The sequence below is a fragment of the Paenibacillus sp. 1A_MP2 genome (assembly GCF_052244825.1).
GTDB classification, from domain to species: Bacteria; Bacillota; Bacilli; order Paenibacillales; family Paenibacillaceae; genus Paenibacillus; species Paenibacillus vandeheii.
In genome coordinates this window covers 3,428,767-3,450,592 of sequence record NZ_JBQQCS010000001.1, presented here as the reverse complement: position 1 = coordinate 3,450,592, position 21,826 = coordinate 3,428,767, and the positions used below count along the sequence as shown (strand labels likewise).

The window sequence follows — 21,826 nt, the reverse complement described above, 5'->3', positions numbered from 1 at the left end:
CCCTTTCTCTATTCGATTTGTTCGAACGTACGGTAATGATCAGTTGTTTTATAGATCAAACCATCATTGGAGTATAGAATCCGATCGCTCCCCGCGTTCCTCCCGAATAGTTAATGTCTGCTTCGTACCAGGTTCTTCCTTTTTCTTGGGTAACAGCCCTTCCCGATTTTGAAATACGTCACCGCCTATGCTTTTGCCTGGGGCCACTTTTTCCAAATTGCCTTTGCTAGGCTCCCATCCTAATACTCTAGCCTCTTTCTTGGTTATATAATTTTCCGGAAGTTCATTATGCTCCGAAATATACTTGGCTACTTCATCAAACTGCGTAAGAGCGGCATTCTCTTGAGATGAGCCATTTAATGAAACCGTTTCGAGTGAGCAGCCTGTGAACAGGATGGTCGCCAGAATAATAAGCAAAGCACCTAACCATTTTTTTACAACCATTGATTTTGATCTCCTTCTGAAAAATTAGCATCCTCCCCATCATAACATGTTCCTTTCGTAGACTCCTCTTTATATTCTTTTCTCGGACTTTTAGCCATCCCCAAAATAAAAGGCTGGAGCAGGGAATACCCCGCTCCAACCTTTATTATTCTTGCCTGCTTACGGCTCGATCCCCCAAACCAGTTGACCGTTGATATACCCGGTAACCTGTTCATGGTTTGCGAACTGAGTACTGGATGCCTTAAACGAGTAATCGTTAGCCTGGTTGTAATTGGACCAGTTGTTTTTGGAGAACCGTGCTTGAATTTCTGCGCTTTGTCCGGGATGAAGTGTTCCAGCAGAACTCGAAAAACCAACTTCCAAAACATAATCCGCTCCGGTAACTGGCGTTGCCAATTTAACGAATTTGCTGGTTACATTTGCACTCCCAATACTTGCCCAGTCAGACCAGAAGCTCTGTGCTTCTTCCCCGTCAATCGTATAATAATACCTTATTTTCACATCACTCAATTGAATCGCCGAATTACCGTTGTTGACTACTTTGAATTTAGGTGAGATTCCGTTGGTGGACTCACTTGTATTACCATTAAAGGCTTGGATCGTCAAGTCCCAGAGGGTACTGAAACGCTGCTGTCCGCTACGTTTACTGTAAGAACAGCGTTATTTCCTCCGCTAAAATGAAAGGTTATCGCATGCTGACTTAGCGGCAGTGTGGAAAGATAAGATTTGCGCAAAACGATAGCCGTACTTGATGCCGTATAATCCTGGCCCGATACAAGTGTATAATTTCCATTCGTTATGCTCGTAAGCTGTTTTCCATTTAAGGTAAGGGACAAGGAAACATCCTGCGCTAGATTCGCTGCTTTATCAAATGTTGCATTCACGGGCGAAATTACAGCGTTTGCGCCTGGTGTTGAATCAACAATTTTAACTTTTAATACAGGATCTTGCCCTTGATTAAAATCAAAAACGATGGAATGGTCGCCAACTGGCAGTCCGGCTAAGAATTCTTTTTTCAGCAGCAACGTACTACCGCTTAACGTATAATCCTGATTTGCAGTCAATGTAGTTGTACCTACCCGGAGAGCGGCTAACGTATTACCGTTAAAATTCACGGTTATGGCTTTGTCGCTTGGATTGGGCGTGTTTTTGTCAAATTCAACGGTTGTAGGTGTGAGGGACGCATTTGTTGATGGATTGTTAACCTTCAAATTAGGCAGTTCATCCAGCGTAATCACATAATCGCTTTGATAAAGCGTTTTCAGAGTGGCCGGATAATTAAAGGCGGAACTCATGAGATGCTCTCCATACCATGGGCAGAAGTAAAGCCATCCCGATTTTTCCTCCGTCAGATTCTGTACACTTGGGACGGTGTCGTTCTCCGTCATGGCCACCATTTTTTTGCCGTTAGTTAAATCAACCAGCTGATAGAAGATCGAGGTAATAGCATCCTCATTCGGTACACCCGACAGACCGTCATTCCGGTTGTAGATCGTATTGTATTTATCATAACCGACAATATCTACCTGATCGTCACCAGGGTACCATGCAGGAGAGGTATTATACACGTAGCTGTTGTAAGTCCAAATCAAGTTGTGTAGTCCGTATGTCTCTGTAAGTTCAGTATAGAGCAGATCCCATAGTTGTTTGTACACATCCGCACCTGCGGAAGCCCACCAGAACCACGCGCCTTCCCCATTTAACCCACCGTTGCCCTCTGCCTCATGATATGGCCGGAAAAGAACCGGCACATTATTATCTTGCAGAATCAACAGCTGCTCCGCCAGATCCTCAATAGTACTCATTACGTATTGATATTCTTTCGTACCTGGAATCACCGCGTTGGCTGTATTAAAATTGGTTTCTGTTGGCTTGTAGGTGGCCTCCTTCCAATCCACATAATCCCCAAGCTGGTAGGTCGTGATATTTCGGGGCACATTGATATGCCATGATGCGGTCGCAATTCCATTCCGGTTATTCACCCAATCGATCATTCGATCCGTTGTACCGTCTTCCCATCCGTAGAGTGGATTATAGTTCATAAAATCAAATCCGCGGATAGCCGGATATTTCCCGGTTAAATTATGAATCCAATCAAACTCCAACTCCGTATTGCCATCATTCCCACCTCCGTAAATCTCCTGCTGACCGGCGATAATGTGATTGCCATAAACCTCGGTTAAATAATTCATTAGAAGTTGTGTTTCGGGTGTGGCTTGAGAATCGGTGAGGACAGGCTGAACCTCCAGCGGATCCAAATTGGCATAATCCATAGTGAAGGTGTCGAAATAAGCGAATCCCCAACCAGCCTTCAGCTGAATTGTGTTACTTCCCTGGTTCAGCTTGTGGTATCCAAAATTGAAATCAGACCATGTGGTTGTGTAAGGCAGCATATATGAGCCCTTGGTAACGCCATTAACGGATAAATATTGTAGTCTGCCGTCAGCGCTTAACTCCTGCATGTATCGGGTGGAGATCGCATACATGCCCGTTTCCGGGACAGTCACTGTGAAGGTTATCGTGCCGGAATTCTGCATCCAGACAAATCCACTCCCCGAAAATCCGGGCTTGGGTTGTCCGTAAATTTCTGTCGTCACTTGAAGATCGGAGGAAAGTAAAGCGTTTTCGCTTTCGATCGTAAAAAGTGGTGAGTCTGCATGAACGGGTACGGTCATCAATCCAAGAAGCAGAGTCAATGCCAGCATTAATACGCCTGTCTTTTTGAGCAAAATCTTCATTATCATCTTCCTTCCCATTTTAAAATATGATAAAGAATGATTCCTCTGTTCACTCATGATGGCGCTTTCATTGTAAACATAGCATATGTATCAATTTTTGCAAATATATGGACGGGAATTTTAGTGCTTTATCATGCAAATGAAGTTCATTTAGCAGCTATATTCCACTGCAGGTGTTTCATATCAACTCTATAAAAGTACTCGTAACAGAAAAAGATCTTGTAACGATAAAAAAGCCGCAAAATCGCGGCTTTCAAAATGTTAATCCTCTCATTTCCGGCAAATGTAATCCTCTTATTGGGCAGTATATCCTCCATCAACGATCAGGCTATTTCCTGTCATATAGGATGAATCGTCGCTAGCTAGGAACAGTACAGCTTTGGCCATTTCATCTGCTTGACCGAGCCGCTTCATTGGTGTTGCCGCGGAAAGAGCCTGCTTACTCTCTTCTGGAATAATCGGTGTATCAATGAAGCCTGGGCAAAGTGCGTTCACCCGAATGTTTTTCTCAGCATATTCGAGTGCGAGTGAACGAGTAAGATTCACGACGCCACCTTTTGCTGCATTGTAGGCAGCAGAACCAGGTGAACCAACCCATCCGTACATGGAAGCCGTGTTGACGATAGTCCCTCCGCCAATTTTGAGCATTTCTCGGATCGCTTCACGTGCGACCAAGAATACGCCGTCCAGATCTACATTCACCGTATTGCGCCACTCAGCATAGTCAAGCTCATGCGATGGATGAACACGCCCGATTCCTGCATTATTAAATACGATATCCACTTTACCGAAAACCTCTACGGTTTTTTTGAAAATCTCAGCAACCTCTTGTTCACTTGTGATGTTCGCTTTAATAAAAAGGGCGTCAGCTTTAAGCGCTTTCAGTTCTTGCTCAAACGCCTTACCTTTTTCTTCATTTAGGTCCACCAAGACCACTTTGGCTCCTTCTGAAACGAATAAACGTGCTGTCGCTGCGCCGATTCCGGATGCCCCTCCCGTAATAATTGCCACTTTGTCTTGAAGTTTGCCCATGATTAAATCCTCCAGTATACTATTTTGAATAGCACCTATTCACATATGTGCTATATGACGTTTACAAATATAATTGTATGCTTAAAATTGTAACAATCCAATCATTAAGATACGTTGATATGTCTACTACATAGACACTTGGTGAAACAATGTCTATTTTTATAGGAGTTTTTATGTATGAATGATGAACAAATTATGAAATCTCAACAGCGCAATCGAACCGAGGAGCATCTTAAAAGCGCTCTGATTCAGCTCATTAAGAAAAAGGCTATCATGCCATCTCTGTCAAAGACATCGTTGATCAGGCGGGTTATAATCGCAGTACTTTTTACTTACACTACCAAGATTAATTTGTGCTCGCCGAAGACTTGTTGGATACGAAGCTCGAAGGTCTGAGACTCGCCGTAGGCAAGTCATACTCGCACGGTCAAAAGGTCTACACCAACAAGCTTAATTTGGAATCCTTTCAAATCGTTAATTATATCTATGAAAACCGAGACTTCTTCGAACTGATTCGATATGATGACACATTACCTGGTTTGCATACAGGTTTTCCTCAAACAATTCTGAAAATATATGAAGAGCAGTTTATCTTCGAGACGATCAACGATTCCCCTGTGAACATGGAGTATTTTAAGTACTACACGGCTTACGGCTTTTTTGGGATATTAAACAATTGGATATTAAGCGATTTTCGCGAATCACGTGATATGTTTATCAAAAACGTGATCGAACTGTCAAAAACACATATTCATTCTTTTCATTATGTGGGGATCAAGTTGGATTAAACAGTAGATTAGTTAAATTTAATTTAGAGACAAAGAAGGAGAATCTTGTCCTCCATTCTTTGTCTTTTTCCCTTTTACTTATAGAATATAATCAATAATATTTCCTTAATGTTCCATATTTAGAGAACTATCTTTTCGATAGTCTGCATGTGGAGGTCAGCTCCATTCACTCCAATGGTAAGAGTCATTCTCATCACTGTTTTACTGGAAAGGGGTCGCAGGTCCTCTTTTACCCTCCCGTACCCGTAACACTCACTAAGATGCGGTCGATATCCGGCGCGTACCCCGTCGGCTGGGAAAATAGCAGCGTATTGGACCCCGCTTGCAGATGCACAGTCGTCTCCTGAGAGGCCACTGTTGTCCAGCCGCCGGAGCTTGGGAAGTTGAGCGTCGTACCCGCCGCTCCATTCGCACTTAATATGGCGGCTCGGGAAGCCTCGCCATTCAGATACTGGATGGTCAATTTGTAGTTGCCTGCGGACGGTGCAGTTACACCATTGAACTTCAGCGTGCCTCTACCGTTGCCTAGATATCCCACTTTTCCACCGCCTGAGCAAGTCGTGCAGTCCGCAATGACTGCAGAGCCCCCTAATGTGTTCCCTACTGCCTCTGCCTCATAGCTGTTAGCACCAGAAGTCGGAGGTGTAACCGGCGTCACGGGTGGATCAGTCAGTATTGTAGAAGTCGTAGCACTCGCAGAAACATGGAAACCGGACAGTGTCAGCCAGCCATCTCGATTTGCATCCTGACGGGTGTTCGCAAAGCGAAGGGTTTTGCCGCCGGAAAGTGGGTTGACAACTCGCATGACCAGCCTGTAATCCCCGGCTGGAAGGTTGTGATTCGCACTATACGAGAAGGAATAGTCCGTGGCTCCAGGCAAGATGCTTTTCAGATTCCACGATTCCGTGCCGAGTGACTTAACCCATGTATCAGCAGCATTCAGTACACCAAACTCAACCTTCCAATTGTAGTAAAAGGGGGCGACACCTTTATTCTGAAGTTTGACGTTGACTTGCAGTGAAGACGCCGATGAATCGCTCAACTGTACAGAGGAATTGTACAGCGTGTAGCCAAGCATTTTATGAGCTCGCAGCGCATTAAGCTTAGCCGTCTCATCCGGTAGAGAATTTTTGTACACACGATCGTACATTAGCCAAGAAGCGTGAGTCGTTTCGACTGAGGTCTGGAAGTCCTCACCGTTTTGGTTGGGCCAATGCTGCCAAAAACTCGCATCCTGCTGGAGCGGTGGATAGAGTTCGCCGCCAATCGGATGAGTCTTCCAGATGTTCTGCAGGCCGTTTTGCGTAATCAAATTCCAGAATCCCCAGTCATTTTCGAACAGCGTTTCGTACGAAAATGAATCATCATGGTAGCCAAAAGCGTTTTTCAAATCTGCTGTACTCGCCGAATAAGGGTACCTGGCCAGGACCTGGGTCTTCTGAAACGCACCCTTGAATGCGGAAAGCAGCCCGTCACGGTTACTCTGGTTCATCTCCCAATTTGTTGGATCGGTATTGTAGGGCCATGTATGCCACTCTCCCCAGAAGCCGTATAATCCTGTCGTCAAGAAGCCGATCCGCGGATCGCCATCGTAGCGGGCCCCAAGTGCGGCGACGAACTGGCGCAACGCCTGATTCAGATTAGCGTCGTTCCAATCGGGGGCCAAACTGTGCGTAGATGTATCGTGGTTGCCATTCTGGTCATAATCCCGGGTCATAAGCCCCCGTTGATTAGAAATTGCGGAATACCACTCGTACGACCCGGATAGTCGACGTAGACGCGGAAAGCCGCTTGGTTACCCCGACTAGCGATGTCATTCAGATAGGCATCCAGCGGTGCCCAGTTGTACGTGTTCCAGTCCGTCATCAGGTCGCGAAGCGAAACGTAGAACCATTCCATACTGTGCGGGAAACTGTTGTTCGGATCAACACTTTCCGAAGGGAGCTTGGAGAAGGGTAAAAAGCCCTTCAGTGGATTTAGCTCCAGCCCCGCTTTGTTCGGATCATAGGTTTGGGCCTGCCACTCTCCGGACGCATAAGCATGTGTAGGCTTGAAGTTCATAAACACGATCGAGCCTAGTAGACAAAAGACGGCCATCATCAATCCTAGCCTTGCAAGTCTTGCATTCGACATTGCATCGTTCACTCCTATCCGTATGGGATTATCTATTAAAAAGGGCAATGTACTTACTCCCCAGCCATACTCACCCCCTCTCCAGCTCGGAATTCTACGCATTAGTGAGCACAAATCTCGTTTCTACTTGTTGCAAATAGCTAGTAAACGTGGTGGTACGCGCCCAGCCAATTTTCTCAGATTGCATGTACATGATCCAAAAGGTCATCGGGTCATCCCTTACTGGCACTAAAAGCGACACCCTCGATGAATCTCCGTTGGAAAATGAAAAACAGTATGAGCATCGGAACGACAGCCATGAACGCACCAGCCATCAATACAGGATAATCCGTACCGAACATGGAGACAAGTGTCGCGAGGCCTGCTGACAGCGTCAATTTTTCCGGTGAACTGTTGATGATTAGTGGCCACTGTAGTTCATTCCATGACCAGAGCAGTTGGATGATGACGACTGCAACCAGCGCTGACTTGACAAGCGGCAGCATGATATAGCGAAAGATTTGGAACGGATTGCACCCGTCGAGCACTGCTGCTTCCTCCAACTCTTTGGAGATGCCGAGGAAAAATTGACGCAGCAAAAATGTCGCAAATGGGCTGACGAGCGAGGTGATCCAAAGTGCAGTCGTCGTATTCACCAATCCAAGTTTGCTCATCATCAAATATTGCGGTGTATAGAACACCGGGTTGGGGATCATCATGACCGAAATGATCAGAAAAAAACACAGTCCTCTACCCGGAAAACGAATCCGTGCAAACGCAAAGGCCGCCATCGCGCTGAAGACGACAGGGAACAACGTCTTCATGAACGCAGCCATCAGCGTGTTCGCATAGTAATGCAGGAAGGCTGATTGCTTGAGGGCGTCCACATAACCTCTGAAGCTTGGCTCCGCAGGGAGTATGGTGATTGGAATCTGGGTCGCCTCCGTCGTCGTCTTGAGCGACGTAAGGATCATCCAGAGAAATGGAAGCACCATGACGGCTGCCCCAGCGATCAGAACCAAATGAATAATAAGGTTGTTTCTATGCTTCAAAGAGACAACTCTGCTCACTTTCGAACCTCCTCAATCGTAAATCACCCATTTTTTTTGCAGCATGAACTGGATACCCGTCAAAACCAGGTTGATCACTAGTAAGATGTTGACGATGGCAGCTCCATAGTTCTGATCGTAGTAGATAAACGAATTTTGGTAATACGCGTATACGAGAGAACGCACCGCGGGTAGTGCAACATTCGTTTTACCGATAATCAGATAGATACTGTCAAAAATTTGTGTAGCACCGATCACAAGTACGATCGATGTAAAAAATAATGTCGGTGTTAATAGCGGGAGCGTAATGGATCGAAACTTGCGAAAGCCGACAGCGCCATCAATCTCAGCAGCCTCATAAAGAATGCGTGGAATTCCTTGAAGCCCGGCTAAAATCAGCAGCATGTTAAAGCCGATCGCGCCCCAAACACCGACCATGACAAGAGCATACATGGCGAAGCGCTTGTCAGATATCCACGCAATGTGGGTGCCGAGTACGGAGTTTAGTAGTCCGTAATCCTGCGCAAAAATAATGACCCACACCATAGCAGCCGCGGCCGCCATCGTAACCTGCGGTAGAAAATAAATGACCCGGTAGACAGACTGGCCCTTGATCTTCGCGTTTAGCAGTACGGCAAAAAACGTGGAAAGTATAATCGTCGTAGGCACAAACAGCACGACATAAAGTATCGTATTACGTAGATTTTGCCAGAACTCCTCGTCCATAAATAATCTCTCGTAGTTGGCCCAACCAACCCAGTGGTTGACAAGGCCGAAGTTTTCGGACTTCAGGAAGCTCAGATAAATGGAATACACGGCTGGCCAACTCCAAAAAACGAGCGTTCCGATCAGCGTCGGAGCGATCATCATATAAGCCCATATATATCTGCTTTTCGAATGCATTGCCTTCACCTCATTTGTGCCATAGGTATTCCGTTAACCGGAATACCATCGACAATTTTGCCTGGCGTAGGGAGCTTACTTTGCGTCCTCAATCGCCTGATTCATCATTTCCGCCACTTTCTTGGCGCCTTCTTCGATTGATATCGCGCCGCCCCATGCCTGTGACATGATTTCTGCTTCTTTCGAGAACCAGACTGGGTATGATTTTGAGCCACTCGGGTACGGAGTCGCGTCCGCCGCCTGATCAATGAATACCTGCAGGTTCAAATCAGGATTGTTCTTCACCCATGCGTCTTGCGTGTTATTGAACGCCGGAATCGCCGCACCCATCTCGGCCGTGATCTCAGCGGCCTCCTTGGAGCCGAGGAATTTCAGGAACTGCCATGCTTCATCCTTGTGCTTCCCCTTAGTAGACATGACGTTGCCGATGCCATTAATGATATTGCCGCGTTTGACCTTGCCCTTCGGCAGAGGTGCCCAATCGTACTTTCCTTTGATAATTTCACTACTTGCCAAATTGCCGTTGTCCCAAGATCCGTCGAAAATCATCGCGAGCTTGCCGGACTTGAACATTTCGACCGAATCCGTGTCGGTCATCTGCTGGTGCGTCGGCGAAGCCTTATCAAGAATCATCTGATAACGAGCCTTTAGTGCCTCAATCGATGCCTGTTCGTCGTAACCGGATTTCGTCATATCGTCATTTAAAATGAAACCACCGTTCGCTAACATGTCGTTCCAGTAACCCGCTTGGGTGTCCAGCTTTGCACCAAAACCGTAAATGCCCTTGTCTGGCTGGCTGAGCTGTTTGGCAACTTCAGCAAGCTTGGCATAATCCCACGTGTCGTCCGGGTACGCAATGTTCGCCTGATCGAACAGCTCCTTGTTGTAGGCGAGTCCAATGGTATCGAAGTCCTTTGGAATACCGTAGTTTTGCCCATCCACCGTATAGATAGAGGTGAGGTTGGACGCGTAGTTGTCCAGATCGATTTCGCCCGCCTGCACCTTGTCCGTAATCGGCTCGAGGAACTGGCCTTCTGCGTACTTCATAAACTGACCACCATGCATCCAGAATACATCGGGCAGCATTCCTGCTGGTGCTGCGGCGGACATCTTCGTCCAATATTCGCCCCACGGAATAGCATCAACCTTCACCTCGATGTTCGGGTGCTGCTCTGTGAATGCATCAGCGATCGCCTCCATTGCCGGCTGCTGGTTTTTGTCCCAGATCGTATAAGAAATCGTAACCTTCTTCTGGGCACCACTGTCGGCAGCCCCGCCTCCGTCGTTAGAATTATTGCAGCCGGCCATCAACGAGACGAGCAGCAAGCTGGCGAGCCCTGCGGCCCATTTTTTTCTTATGTTCATCGTAATACTCCCCTCGACTTTTCTTGAAAAATGAAGATTGTCCCTTTACTTCAGCAGTCGTGTTCAAAAAGCTGGAGGACGGAAAAATTGCGCTTTTTTCCGCCAGTCGATCGTCGTGAGCTCTTGACGTTCTCATCATAAATCAGGGAAAATCCGGTTTAAATGCCCAAATTTTAAGATTCAAACCACATTTTTAAGATCCCCTTCCAAAGGGCAGAGGATCTCTGCATAATAAAAGCCGTATCAAAATTCAAACGATTGGGGCAAATATTCCACAAGATTTTGTCCGCAATTCCAAAGGAGAATTCTCCCATGAATAATATCTCAATCACCCGTCTGCCCGGTGAATACTGGTGGGGCGGTGTAATCAACGATGGCAGCTCGATGCCGTTTGGCCAGACTGCGTATACGAGGGATTTGCGCATGACAGACGACAATCAGGCCTCGCCTTTGCTGCTCTCCAATAAGGGCAGATATATTTGGAGCGAGGAGCCATTTGCTTTCCATGTGGACGAGAATGGGCTTTCCGTTTTTGATATTGCTGGTGAGGTCGTCGTGGAGGAGGAGCTCAACACACTACAGGGTGCATACCGTCATGCTGCCGGCACACATTTCCCGCCGTCACAGCAGGTACCCGACGCCCTGGTATTCACAGCTCCGCAGTACTGTACCTGGGTCGAGATGTTCTATAACCCCACACAGGAGAAAATCATCCGTTATGCCGAATCCATTCTAGCGAACGGACTACCGCCCGGCGTCCTTATTATCGACGACAATTGGATGATGGATTATGGCATGTGGGACTTTGACAAGCACAGGTTCCCGAATCCCCGGGAGATGATCGATACGCTTCACGGCATGGGCTTCAAGGTGATGCTCTGGATGTGCCCATACGTGAGTCCGGACTGCACGATGTTTAAGGAATTGCGGGCGGCAGATCTGCTTCTAAAAGGTGTGGACAACGCACCATTAATCCGACATTGGTGGAATGGTTACAGCGCAGTTGTGGATTATACGAAAGAGGAAGGTGCAGCTTGGTTCAAGCGGCAGATGGATCGTCTGATCACGGATTACGGCGTTGATGGTTTTAAACTTGATGCTGGCGAGCCGATCTTGCCGGGCGGAACGTACACGACCCAGCCCGTTGCATGGACTCGTCCCCTGCGCCTGCTTGAGGACTGCGAAGCTTACGCCAACCTCGGAGTTGGCTACTCGCTGGTTGAACTGCGGATGTGTTGGAAGCTCGGTGGCCAGGGACTCATCCAGCGCCAGCGGGACAAGACACATACGTGGGACGCTACGGGGCTCAGCGGACTCATTCCGAACGCAATTGCTCAGGGACTGCTTGGCTATGCATTTAACTGCCCCGACATGATCGGCGGCGGTATGGACGGCGACATCAACTCCCCGGAGTTTCACTTTGACAGCGAGTTGTTCGTAAGGTATACCCAGTGTGCCGCATTGTTTCCTGTTATGCAGTTTTCCATGGCACCCTGGCGTGTGTTGAACGGTGAGGAGTTAACCTGGAGCCTTGACGCCGTAAGGCTAAGATCTGAGCTTGGCCCCGAACTGCTCGCCCTTGCTCGCCAAGCCGCTTCAGACGGCCTGCCTATACTGCGCAGCCTAGAGTTCGAATATCCCGACTGCGGCTATGAGCTCATAAATGATCAGTTTCTCCTCGGTCAGAATCTGCTCGTTGCGCCAGTCGTCGTTAAGGGGCTGACGTCCAGAACCGTAGTTTTCCCTGAGGGTCAATGGCAAGACGATGATGGAAACGTCATCCATGGGCCAATTGAATTGCAAGTTGATGCTCCCCTCTCACGTCTGCCCTGGTATCGCAAAATTCAATAGGAGGCATATCTCCAAGAAATATAAGATTTCCCTGATAGTTGCAGGCATCCGAGAACTGCTTGCTACACTCTTCGAACTCCAATTGACAAAGGAACAGTTATGCTCAGATAATAAAAAGATTGAAGATACGCCAACCGTAACAACCGAAAACTGACTGGGGGATCTAAGCATGTATGAGCTTTTAATCGTTGATGATCATGCTCATCTCGTGGACAGTCTCGAACGCACCATGCCGTGGGAAGCGCTCGGCATCGGCAAGGTTCACAAGGCTTTCTCTGGCGAAGAGGCACTTGAACATTGCAAGAGCTATCCCGTCGATATTATCATCACCGATATTCGAATGCCCGGAATCTCCGGCTTGGAGCTGATTGAGCATATAAAAAAATACGACAAACACTTCAAAAGCATTCTGCTATCCGGCTACAGTGAATGGGACTACGCGCAGGAGGCCATCAGACAGCAGGTGGATGGTTACCTGCTCAAACCGGTCGACCAAAGGGAGCTGGCCGACATGCTGCGCCAACTCACGGAAGTGCTCCGCCTTGAATGGGACGAACGTGGCAAGCAGGAGAAGGCCATGATCATGCTCAGCGAACATATGCCTTTGTTTCGAGAGAAGCTGCTCATTGATCTGCTTCAAGGAAGAAAGCTGCCTCCCAAGCTGCTCGAAGAAAAAATGGCCTATTACCGGTTGCCGTTCTGTCCGAGCGACGAAACTGCAATATGCCTCCTCCGCATTGAATCGTCTGCTGAGGAGTCGAACTGGATGGACCAGTCCCTGCTCTCCTCAGCCGTCGCAAATATCGCTGAGGAAACATTCTCCGAGTTATTCCATGTGTGGCATGGACGTGATGCGTACGAGCATGAAGTCTTCGTTCTCAAGGTGCGGGAAGAGTCATGGCTAGCGCGGGAGACGGAACCGGAGGTTCATCGACAGCGGTCCCTCGAACATTTGGCTGCCAGACTGCAGCAACACGTCAGACACTTTCTCAAAAGCAGCATCTCAATCGTCGTGAGCCACTGGCAGGTAATGGCTCACGGCCTGCGTGAGACTTACCAGGATTCACTGGCTATACTTACCCGCCATCTTGGCGGTGAGACGGACCTCTTAATCCGCCTGCAGGACGCCTTAGTGCCCGAAAAGCCCTACCGCGTCCATAGCCTTTACGAATCGCCCACGATGATCCAGTTGTTCGAAATTTACCAGTGGGAGGCGATCGCTGCCAAGTGGGACGCCATTTTCCTTGAGGTGACAAACAAGCGAATGGATTCACGGGAGACGCTGCTTGAGCTCTATTATCACGCGATGGGCGCCTTCAGTTTTTTTGCCCACAAAAACGGACTCAGCCTGCTTGAGATTCTCCCCGGAGCTGGACAAGGCCGCTGAAACCAACCGGTTCCGCCATATGCACCAGCTTCAGCATTGGATAATGTCCACGCTGGAGCAATTGCGGGAGATGACCAAAAGTGAATGGAACAACGAGCAAGTGGCGCTCATCCGTAAGGTCCAGCAATTCATCACCGCGCATCTCGCGGATGCCACGCTGCAGACGGCAGCGGACCACGTCGGTCTGCACCCCGCCTACCTGTCTGCTCTATTTAAAAGCAAGGCAAGCGAGAATATTAGCGAGTACTTGTACAAAGTGCGCATGCAGCGGGCGCGGGAAATACTTATGGAGCAGCCAGAGCTCAAGGTTAGCGACGTTGCGACGGCGATCGGCTACCATAAGCCGCAGTACTTCATCAAGTTGTTCAAAGAGCATTTTGGGCTGACACCGCAAGACTTCCGTCACCAATCCTCCTGACCGAACGGGGACACTTTAATGAAACTAACCATTTTCACAAAAATTGTGCTTGTCATCTTTCTACTGCTTGTCTCTACCCTGCTTCTGTACTACCTGACCAATCGCTCCAGCGTACGGCTAATCAAGCAGGAAATCCAACGCGTGAAGCTGAATGAGCTCACTTTCTTGGCCGGAGACATCGACAATAATCTGTCCAAAGTATCGTCCTTTAGCGATTTTCTCGTACTCGACAAAGATGTTCGACTGCTTGCGACTCCTTCCTTTTTGGAAGGAGATTTTGAACTGAACAAGTTGAAGCTGCGGGTGTCGGACAAGTTGAACCTGTTGCATGCCCTGAACAACTGGAACGCCGAATTTATGGTGATTTACGATGAGGACAGCTCAGCTTTCTCTTCAACATCCTCTTCGTCGAAGCTAAGCGAACTGTACCTGGAGACACACTTCCGCCCGTTCTGGCAGTATGAGCAGACGGGCGACGGTGGGTATTTGACGTATTATTTGGCGCATCCGTACACTTTCCGGTTTGATCCGGAGGAAGTGTCTTATGTCGTCAGGGCCAAGATCGATACCAAAAATGTACTTGCTTACTTGGACCGTGCCAAGGGAACAAACGACAACAGCGCAATTTTGTTGTCTGCAGCTGGGGATGTGCTGGCAAGCGACACAGAAAAGCTTCCTTTCATCCATGAATTGACACGGCGGCTTGAGATTGGCCAAGAGATGAGTGGTAACCGACTTATTAAACTGGACGGTGAGCAATACCTCGTTAATTTCTCTGTTCTGAGTAACTTCAAAGATTGGTACATCGTGGATTATACCCCGATCAGTGAGGTGCTCAATCCGATCTATGCCAACCAGCGTCTCTACTATTTCTCCAGTGTTTTCCTTCTTCTGTTCAGCATTCTGCTCGCCCTGTTGTTGTACCGGGACGTGCAGATCCCGATACGAAAACTGCTCTGGGGCGTCAGGAAAATCACATCCGGTCAATATTCCATCACACTTCGCCAGGAGAGTAATGACGAATTCATGTATTTGTTTGACCGCTTCAACGAGATGTCCAAAGAAATCAAAGAGTTAATTGAAAGGGTTTACATGGAACAGATTCGCTCGAAGGAGGCAAAACTGCGACAGCTCCACTCCCAGATCCAGCCGCACTTCCTGTACAACTCGCTTGCGTTTATTAAAAGTATGACCGAACTTGACGAGAAGCAGGCCGTCATTGACATGTCCATAAGCTTAAGTCGTTATTTCCGGCAAACGATCAAGTTCGAGAACACGTATACAACGGTGCGGGACGAGCTTGAGCTTGTCCGGTTATACCTCACGATCCAGAGTCTTCAGATGGACCGCTTCGTTTTCACTATTGACGTCGAGGAGCATCTTCTCGATTTACAGGTACCGCGGCTTCTGCTGCAACCGCTCGCGGAAAATGCCATTCTGCATGGCATTGAGTCGCTTCGCACGGTCGGAGACATCCAGATTACAGGTCATTCCGACGGAGAATACTGTGAGCTGATTGTGGCGGATAACGGCTGTGGTGTCGAGCCTGGTCGCATCGACACGCTCCGTAATGCAATCTACTATGACGCGGACGCCAATACTGCGTGGGCGCTTCACAATGTATATGAGCGGATGAGAGCGGTGCTCGGCTCAGAGGCCGATATGGAGCTGGCTAATGGAGAATTGGGCGGACTTCAGGTGACATTGCGCTGGAAAGTTGTCCGTGAACAGGAGGTTACCGAGATATGTTAATCTGGAAATGGTTGAAGCAGACAGGGCTGTTTGGCCTCGCGATGATCTTGTTCCTCGTCGTCATGATTTTTTCGTTCATCTTTTGGGAAGATCCAACAGTACCCTCCCAACTTCAGGAAAAAAAGAACACGCCTACAGGGCCTGCCCCTTCATTCATCGGTGGGAAATATGAGTCTCCGGTGGTCTTGACGACCGTTGGGCATCTCTACCCGGACATCGATTTCAAAAACGGTGAAGATCTTCAGAACAACGTACTGAGCCGATTGTTTGAGGACAAGCTTGGCATCAAGGTCAATTACCTCTGGACGACGACGGGTGATGAGGACGTCTACATCAATAAACTGAACACCTTGATCGCGACCGGTCAGTCACTTCCCGACATCGTCACATTCAAGGGTGGACAAAATATGTATCCGCTGCTGCGCTCCGGTGCTTTCCGCGACGTAGGACAGCTGTTCGAGCAGTATGCCTCACCCAAGTGGAAAGCAGCCATGGCACAGGCGCCCGAGTCGTGGGACCGGTATATGATCAACGGCAAAAAAATGGCAATACCGATCCTCGACGGCAACATGAACTCGAACGAGGTATTGTACATCCGTCAGGATTGGCTCGATAAACTTGGTTTGTCGGCCCCCTCCACCATTGATGAGATGGAGAATGTCATGGATGCATTCGTTCATCTTGACCCGGACGGCAATGGTAAAGACGACACTTATGGGCTTAGCATCAGCCTCAAAAATTCGTTTTTCACCTGGATGTCGGATGCGGGCTTCGTGTTTGGTGCTTACGGGGAGATGCCAGACATTTGGAGCACAGACGATAATGGAATTCTGTCTTACGGATCGGTCCAGCCAAGTATTCGGCAGGGTCTAACGACGTTGAAGCGCTGGATGGAGCGAGGCTACGTGCCAAAGGATGCTGAGATTCTCGATGAGGTTCAAGCGACGGAATCATGGAAGCTGGGCAAGGCAGGTATGATTGTGGCGCCGCTGTGGGCCGCAGGATGGCCGCTAGGGGATGTGACTGCGAACGTGCCGGATGCCCGGTTCGAGGCATACCCGATCCCCGTCGGGCCAAGCGGCTTATCCGGTACGCGCGGCACGCCGCCGGAGTATGGTGCAATTGCCATCAACGCAGAAATGGCGAATCCTGAAATTTTTTTCAATTATATGAACTTTGTTTATGACAACTTCGTCGATCCTCCCTCTGGCTCGCCCTATCGTTGGGGTATCGCTGAAGGCTACGACTACGGCTATGAAGAGGGCAAGGTGACATTCCTGGAAAGCCAGGTTCCAGGCGGATTTGCGGACCCCAAAAGTATCTCCTTAGCCTGTCGCTCCCCTTGGTCCCTAACTTGCTCAGTCAATCCATTGCTCGCATCAACAGCGGTGCATCCAATCAGACGTCATATGACATCAAAAACAAGCTACTGCGTACACCACAGGAGCTGAAGGGTTGGCAAATCGTCGAGAGCAATCCTTCTGTCTACAAGACAGACGCCTTCACCGGAGCGCCGACGCCGACGATGGAAAAAATCGGCGACGCCCTTGACGAGTTACTGCATGATGCGATGCTCAAAATCGTGTACGGACAGGAGCCCCTGTCAAGCTTCGATCTCGTCGTCTCTAGATGGCATGAGCTGGGCGGTGATAAGATAACTGAAGAGGTGAACGAATGGTACACATCGCTGGGGAAAAATTAATCAATAATAGTTGTTTTCTGTGGGTTATTTAAAAATTAAAAACATGGCGCACAATGTTGAATTGTACGCCATGTTTATGAGATATTAATTCAATTCAGATATGATTGGATAGATTGGACCTCTCAGATTGAAATTGTAGTTCAGGTCTACAATCCCTACTGTTTCACTGCTATCAAATAAATCTAACATGAAGCCAGCCATTTCCTTGGCGGTGTGGTATTTAGACATGTTTGCTTTGTAATCAAATTCTTCTGTATCTAAAGATTTCTTCACGAATTCCGTTTCCGTTATAGCTGGAGCCAGGACCTTTGCTTTAAGTTTTGCACCTTTGATTTCAAGCTCTTTAGCCAGCCCTTCTGTAAAGGCACTCACGTAATATTTCGATGCCGAATAAGCAACGCTTCCAACAGCAATGGCATATCCGAGTGCGGATGCAACGTTAATTAACTGAGTTCCTTCTACGTCTGCATAGTCTCGCACATATAGTGTAGAAAGGATGGTCAAGGATTCAATGTTCACACGCAGCATCGTTTCAACTTTTTCCAGATTCTGTTCTGCTACAAAAGAACCTTCCCCAGCCCGGCATTGTTAATCCAAGTCTCAATTTGGTATTCCTTAAGCGTGTTATACAGTGTGTATGCTTGACTTGTATCCGATAGATCACTTGTATGAACAATAACATTTACAGACGGATCATTACTTTGAATTGTTGATTTGAGTTCTTCTAATTTGTCCAATCTTCTAGCGACCAAGATTAAGTTTTTGCCTCGTGCCGCAAACGCCAATGCTGTCTCATATCCAATCCCTGAACTTGCACCTGTAATAACTGTATAGTTCATCCTGTTTTCTCCTTCTCAACATGTATTTTAGTTAGATAAGCTTTCAAAATTAATTTAGAACGATCGTTCTTAATAGTGCAAAAAAAACAGTTAGATCTAACTTGCTATTTAGAATAGCATTTTTAGAACGAACAGTAAAGAATTATTTTCTGCTTCATATTTCATGTTGTTGGAACGGGAACTTTGAGTTTTTCCAGACATGCGATACAAGTTCTCCATAAGGTTAAGAGGACAAGAACCTGTATCACTAAAACAAAGCCACCTTCATGAAGGCAATTCCTTTGCTTGTCATGCTGTAAACCTCTATTAGTCTAAGACGGATAATGTCATATCCATAATATTTTTTAATTTTTGCTGATCCGTAGTGGTCTTAACCAACGTACGTATCCCCACCCATGCATTCATTAAATAGTGAGAAATAACTACAGGGTCAAGGTTAGCGTTGATTTCACCCGTTTGTTGGCCTTCCCGTACAAGGTTTCTTAAGAATTCCTCTGTTCGCAAATTACTCTCATTAACCAAAGATGCAACTTCAGGGTCCAACACGCCCAGTTCCACCCCTGAGTTTACAAGAAAACATCCTAAAGGTTGTCCTTCATTTCTTATTGTCGACTCAAACAAAGCCCGAATGATCTCTTTAACTGGTTTATGTGTATCAATCAAAAAGCTCATTTTGTTGGTCTGCTTTGCTTCATATCGTTCAAGAGCTTTCATAAATAGAGCATGCTTATCCCCAAACGTATCATAGATGCTTCTTCGGTGGATGCCCATAAACTCAACCAAATCCTGCATTGAAGTTTTCTCATATCCTTGTGTCCAGAACAAATGTATGGCTTTATCTAATACTTCATTTACTTCAAATTCTTTGGATCTTGCCATTGTCATCACCTCGAATACACATTATACATTGAAGCCAACAATCGGCAAACTGGAAATGAAAAAGGGATAGATTACAGGTAAGGCATGAATCAAGAGGGATTTATTGAATTGCAACATCATCCATCGCTCGAACAGCTCGTTCGAATGCTTTAATTCTTCTTTTTAAAAGCGTCTTTTGAGGGCTTCCCGCTTTTGACTTACCATACATTTTCTCAAGGGATGGGAATAAACCAGTCAAAACATCGCGAGCTTCTGCTATCTCTTCCTTTGTATACTGATGAGGTGTTTGGTTCCAAGTCGTTTCCAGCATCGCTAAGCCGATGTATAAAGCGTTGAGACGTTTCTTTAACAGAGTCGTGTTATTACCTTTCTGGGTCAAATTAGTCAAGGCGTTTTCCGATTTACGAATTGTCGATTGGAAGGCTTGGATGGATTCCAATTTTTCTTCATCTGATACATTTTCCATGTGGTGCTGTCACTCCTTTTCTCATGCATACAACTAATTTACATGCCCAACGAGATGTGATCAATATTATAATGGGCCAAAACTACCACAGGTTTCAATGGATAACTATCGTTCCCACCATACCGGACGAATAAAAAGAAATCCCGCCCTAGACATTTTCGTCCAAAACGGGATGCATATCATCATTTACTTGTTTGCGTTTTCCTTGGTCATCAGCTTCAATTCAGCCGGGATTGATTTCTCTACCTGCTTGCCGTCCAGCACATCCAGAGCAGCTTGTACCGCGAGCTGGCCAATCAGTACCGGCTGCTGAGCGACGGTGGCCGTCAGCTTTCCGTCCTGAATGGATTTGATCGCATCATCGTTGCCATCAAATCCAATTACGGGAATGTCTTTACCAGAGCTTTGGATTGCTTCGATCGCGCCCAGTGCCATTTCATCGTTATGGGCAAATACCGCTTGCACGTCAGGGTTGCCCTGCAGCAAGTTCTCCATTACATTCAAGCCTTTAGAACGATCGAAATCGGCAGACTGCTTGGCAACTACATTAAGTTTTTGATCGGCAACCTCATGGAAACCTTTCCCCGCTCTCTTGTTGCGGAAGCTCCAGGTACACCCTCAAGTTCGATTACTTTCGCTCCCTCGCCAAGGTGTTCTACGAAATATTCCGCTGCCATTTGTCCACCCTTAACGTTATCAGACGCCACCAAAGCAGCCACGTCGCCTTTGTCTGCTGAACGGTCCAGTGTAATCACGGGAATGCCCACGCTATTGGCAGACTGAACAGCCGTAGAGATTGCCGCGGAATCCGCCGGGTTAATCAGTAGGGCATCCACACCTTGTTGAATCAGGTCGTCCACATCATTCGTTTGTTTGGCCGAATCATTTTGCGCGTCAACCACGATGACCTGAATTCCTTGTTTTTTGGCTTCAGCAACTACTCCGTCTTTGAGAGAAACAAAGAAGGGATTATTCAACGTGGAAACCGACAGGCCGATTTTCTTCTGTCCATTGCTTCCGGCAGAGTCGGGCTTGGCCCAGCCTGGAGGCTCCAGAGAGCATCCAGCCAGAACGATCATCATTACGCTTACAAGCAATATGGTTAGTTTTTTCATGTTCGCTTCTCTCCTTAAGCCGTTTTCTTGCGGTCCAACAGGACAGCGATGGCAATAACGACGCCTTTTACAACCATTTGATAAAATGAGTTCACTCCGAGCAGGTTCAAACCATTGTTCAACACGCCAATGATCAGGACCCCGATTAATGTACCAACGATCCGTCCTCTACCACCTGATAGGCTTGTTCCGCCCAGAACTACAGCAGCAATGGCGTCCAGCTCATATGAAGTACCTGCTGTTGGCTGCGCGGAATTCAGACGGGAGGTCAGGATTGCGCCTGCCAGCGCTGACAGCATACCTACCAGGGAGTAAATCATGATTTTTACACGGTGAACTTTAATACCTGAGATAATGGATGCTTTCTCATTGCCACCAAGCGCGTACGTTTTACGACCGAAGGACGTTTTGTGCAGTATCGTCCACAGAATTACAAAGGTAATCAGCATTGTGATCGCTGGCACCGGGATACCAAGCATATAACCACGACCGAACAGTTGGAACAGCAGGCTGTCGCCCAACCCTGTAATTGGGTTACCATTCGTATACACCAGCGTCAATCCCCGGAACACCGTCATCGTTGCCAATGTAGCAATAAACGGAGCCATCTTGCCCTTCGTAATCATCAATCCGTTCACCATACCCATAACACCGCCGAGCGCAACCCCGATAATGATCGACAGAATCGGATCCAGGCCGGACAGCATCATATTGGCTACAAAGGCGCTGGATAGAGCCAGTATAGAGCCCACCGACAAGTCGATGCCCCCAGTCAGAATGACAAATGTCATACCAAAAGCAATCAGCGCGTTAATTGAAACCTGACGCAATAAATTCAGAATGTTAAGCGGTTCCAAAAAGCTTGGATTTAATACCGATACGATGATAATCAGAATGATCAGCCCGAGCAGCGGACCTAATTTCTGTGTCAGATTCGTCAAGCGGAAGCCGCTTTTGGCGGGTTGGTTTTCCTGCAAAGTTGTCAT

15 protein-coding genes and 5 pseudogenes are annotated in these 21,826 nt (G+C 47.5%); 7 read left to right on the top strand and 13 right to left on the bottom strand.

What is annotated here, in order from left to right; genetic code table 11:
* Positions 1–8: 8 nt before the first annotated feature.
* From ACTWJ7_RS16880 to ACTWJ7_RS16870, 3 genes and pseudogenes are all read right to left on the bottom strand, one after another.
* Positions 9–444 (bottom strand): annotated as a pseudogene (locus ACTWJ7_RS16880) (ribonuclease domain-containing protein).
* Positions 445–603: 159 nt separating this feature from the next.
* Positions 604–3,182: pseudogene (locus ACTWJ7_RS16875) on the bottom strand (glycosyl hydrolase).
* A 294-nt stretch (positions 3,183–3,476) separates the two neighbouring features.
* Entirely contained in the window at positions 3,477–4,214 is a 738-nt protein-coding gene (locus tag ACTWJ7_RS16870; protein WP_285075304.1) for an SDR family NAD(P)-dependent oxidoreductase, read from the bottom strand.
* Positions 4,215–4,391: 177 nt separating this feature from the next.
* On the opposite strand from ACTWJ7_RS16870, the pseudogene ACTWJ7_RS16865 reads away from it, so the two are divergent.
* Positions 4,392–5,002 (top strand): annotated as a pseudogene (locus tag ACTWJ7_RS16865) (TetR/AcrR family transcriptional regulator).
* Positions 5,003–5,231: 229 nt separating this feature from the next.
* Here ACTWJ7_RS16865 and ACTWJ7_RS16860 read toward each other — a convergent pair.
* The 5 genes from ACTWJ7_RS16860 to ACTWJ7_RS16840 form a co-directional block, all read right to left on the bottom strand.
* Positions 5,232–6,719 carry a DUF4832 domain-containing protein gene (locus ACTWJ7_RS16860; RefSeq protein ID WP_443145645.1) on the bottom strand — a complete coding sequence of 496 codons (1,488 nt, stop codon included), beginning with the start codon at positions 6,717–6,719 and terminating at the stop codon, positions 5,232–5,234.
* Complete coding sequence (locus ACTWJ7_RS16855; protein WP_443145644.1) at positions 6,716–7,135, bottom strand: hypothetical protein; 420 nt, start codon at positions 7,133–7,135, stop codon at positions 6,716–6,718. The genes ACTWJ7_RS16860 and ACTWJ7_RS16855 overlap by 4 nt, the downstream gene beginning before the upstream one ends.
* A 212-nt stretch (positions 7,136–7,347) precedes the next feature.
* The gene (locus ACTWJ7_RS16850; protein WP_301247712.1) at positions 7,348–8,184 is read right to left on the bottom strand and encodes a carbohydrate ABC transporter permease; all 837 of its coding nucleotides are present in this window, start codon (positions 8,182–8,184) and stop codon (positions 7,348–7,350) included.
* A gap of 12 nt (positions 8,185–8,196) precedes the next feature.
* Complete coding sequence (locus ACTWJ7_RS16845) at positions 8,197–9,066, bottom strand: carbohydrate ABC transporter permease (RefSeq protein WP_053781005.1); 870 nt, start codon at positions 9,064–9,066, stop codon at positions 8,197–8,199.
* Positions 9,067–9,141: 75 nt separating this feature from the next.
* On the bottom strand, positions 9,142–10,431 hold the full coding sequence (locus tag ACTWJ7_RS16840) for an ABC transporter substrate-binding protein (protein ID WP_079349139.1): 1,290 nt from the start codon (positions 10,429–10,431) through the stop codon (positions 9,142–9,144).
* Between the two features lie 312 nt (positions 10,432–10,743).
* Here ACTWJ7_RS16840 and ACTWJ7_RS16835 point away from each other — a divergent pair, with 312 nt between their 5' ends.
* From ACTWJ7_RS16835 to ACTWJ7_RS16810, 6 genes are all read left to right on the top strand, one after another.
* Positions 10,744–12,282: a glycoside hydrolase family 31 protein gene (locus ACTWJ7_RS16835; protein WP_443145643.1), complete on the top strand. Its 1,539-nt coding sequence runs from the start codon at positions 10,744–10,746 to the stop codon at positions 12,280–12,282.
* A gap of 169 nt (positions 12,283–12,451) precedes the next feature.
* Positions 12,452–13,669, top strand: a complete 1,218-nt coding sequence (locus ACTWJ7_RS16830; RefSeq protein ID WP_443145642.1) for a response regulator — start codon at positions 12,452–12,454, stop codon at positions 13,667–13,669.
* Between the two features lie 70 nt (positions 13,670–13,739).
* Positions 13,740–14,087 carry a helix-turn-helix transcriptional regulator gene (locus ACTWJ7_RS16825; RefSeq protein WP_443145641.1) on the top strand — a complete coding sequence of 116 codons (348 nt, stop codon included), beginning with the start codon at positions 13,740–13,742 and terminating at the stop codon, positions 14,085–14,087.
* An 18-nt stretch (positions 14,088–14,105) separates the two neighbouring features.
* Positions 14,106–15,839 (top strand): sensor histidine kinase, encoded by a 1,734-nt coding sequence (locus tag ACTWJ7_RS16820; RefSeq protein ID WP_079349142.1) that lies wholly within the window; start codon positions 14,106–14,108, stop codon positions 15,837–15,839.
* Complete coding sequence (locus ACTWJ7_RS16815; protein WP_443145640.1) at positions 15,833–17,290, top strand: extracellular solute-binding protein; 1,458 nt, start codon at positions 15,833–15,835, stop codon at positions 17,288–17,290. The genes ACTWJ7_RS16820 and ACTWJ7_RS16815 overlap by 7 nt, the downstream gene beginning before the upstream one ends.
* 74 nt (positions 17,291–17,364) lie before the next feature.
* A complete protein-coding gene (locus ACTWJ7_RS16810; protein ID WP_443145639.1) occupies positions 17,365–17,541 on the top strand; it encodes a hypothetical protein in 177 nt (58 codons plus the stop codon).
* A gap of 84 nt (positions 17,542–17,625) precedes the next feature.
* Here the strand turns inward: ACTWJ7_RS16810 and ACTWJ7_RS16805 are convergent.
* The 5 genes and pseudogenes from ACTWJ7_RS16805 to ACTWJ7_RS16785 form a co-directional block, all read right to left on the bottom strand.
* A pseudogene (locus tag ACTWJ7_RS16805) lies at positions 17,626–18,380 on the bottom strand (SDR family NAD(P)-dependent oxidoreductase).
* A 306-nt stretch (positions 18,381–18,686) separates the two neighbouring features.
* A complete protein-coding gene (locus ACTWJ7_RS16800) occupies positions 18,687–19,259 on the bottom strand; it encodes a TetR/AcrR family transcriptional regulator (protein WP_301877226.1) in 573 nt (190 codons plus the stop codon).
* Positions 19,260–19,359: 100 nt separating this feature from the next.
* Positions 19,360–19,725, bottom strand: a complete 366-nt coding sequence (locus ACTWJ7_RS16795) for a hypothetical protein (protein ID WP_301877227.1) — start codon at positions 19,723–19,725, stop codon at positions 19,360–19,362.
* Positions 19,726–19,911: 186 nt separating this feature from the next.
* Positions 19,912–20,840: pseudogene (gene rbsB, locus ACTWJ7_RS16790) on the bottom strand (ribose ABC transporter substrate-binding protein RbsB).
* Positions 20,841–20,854: 14 nt separating this feature from the next.
* Positions 20,855–21,826: an ABC transporter permease subunit gene (locus tag ACTWJ7_RS16785; protein WP_063562749.1), complete on the bottom strand. Its 972-nt coding sequence runs from the start codon at positions 21,824–21,826 to the stop codon at positions 20,855–20,857.

Coding starts and splice junctions, on each gene's coding strand:
- ACTWJ7_RS16840 (WP_079349139.1), bottom strand. CDS start 10,431: ATGAACATAAGAAAAAAATGGGCCGCAGGGCTCGCCAGCTTGCTGCTC.
- ACTWJ7_RS16860 (WP_443145645.1), bottom strand. CDS start 6,719: ATGACCCGGGATTATGACCAGAATGGCAACCACGATACATCTACGCAC.
- ACTWJ7_RS16815 (WP_443145640.1), top strand. CDS start 15,833: ATGTTAATCTGGAAATGGTTGAAGCAGACAGGGCTGTTTGGCCTCGCG.
- ACTWJ7_RS16855 (WP_443145644.1), bottom strand. CDS start 7,135: ATGTCGAATGCAAGACTTGCAAGGCTAGGATTGATGATGGCCGTCTTT.
- ACTWJ7_RS16800 (WP_301877226.1), bottom strand. CDS start 19,259: ATGGCAAGATCCAAAGAATTTGAAGTAAATGAAGTATTAGATAAAGCC.
- ACTWJ7_RS16835 (WP_443145643.1), top strand. CDS start 10,744: ATGAATAATATCTCAATCACCCGTCTGCCCGGTGAATACTGGTGGGGC.
- ACTWJ7_RS16845 (WP_053781005.1), bottom strand. CDS start 9,066: ATGCATTCGAAAAGCAGATATATATGGGCTTATATGATGATCGCTCCG.
- ACTWJ7_RS16830 (WP_443145642.1), top strand. CDS start 12,452: ATGTATGAGCTTTTAATCGTTGATGATCATGCTCATCTCGTGGACAGT.
- ACTWJ7_RS16870 (WP_285075304.1), bottom strand. CDS start 4,214: ATGGGCAAACTTCAAGACAAAGTGGCAATTATTACGGGAGGGGCATCC.
- ACTWJ7_RS16785 (WP_063562749.1), bottom strand. CDS start 21,826: ATGACAACTTTGCAGGAAAACCAACCCGCCAAAAGCGGCTTCCGCTTG.
- ACTWJ7_RS16825 (WP_443145641.1), top strand. CDS start 13,740: ATGACCAAAAGTGAATGGAACAACGAGCAAGTGGCGCTCATCCGTAAG.
- ACTWJ7_RS16795 (WP_301877227.1), bottom strand. CDS start 19,725: ATGGAAAATGTATCAGATGAAGAAAAATTGGAATCCATCCAAGCCTTC.
- ACTWJ7_RS16810 (WP_443145639.1), top strand. CDS start 17,365: ATGGAAAAAATCGGCGACGCCCTTGACGAGTTACTGCATGATGCGATG.
- ACTWJ7_RS16820 (WP_079349142.1), top strand. CDS start 14,106: ATGAAACTAACCATTTTCACAAAAATTGTGCTTGTCATCTTTCTACTG.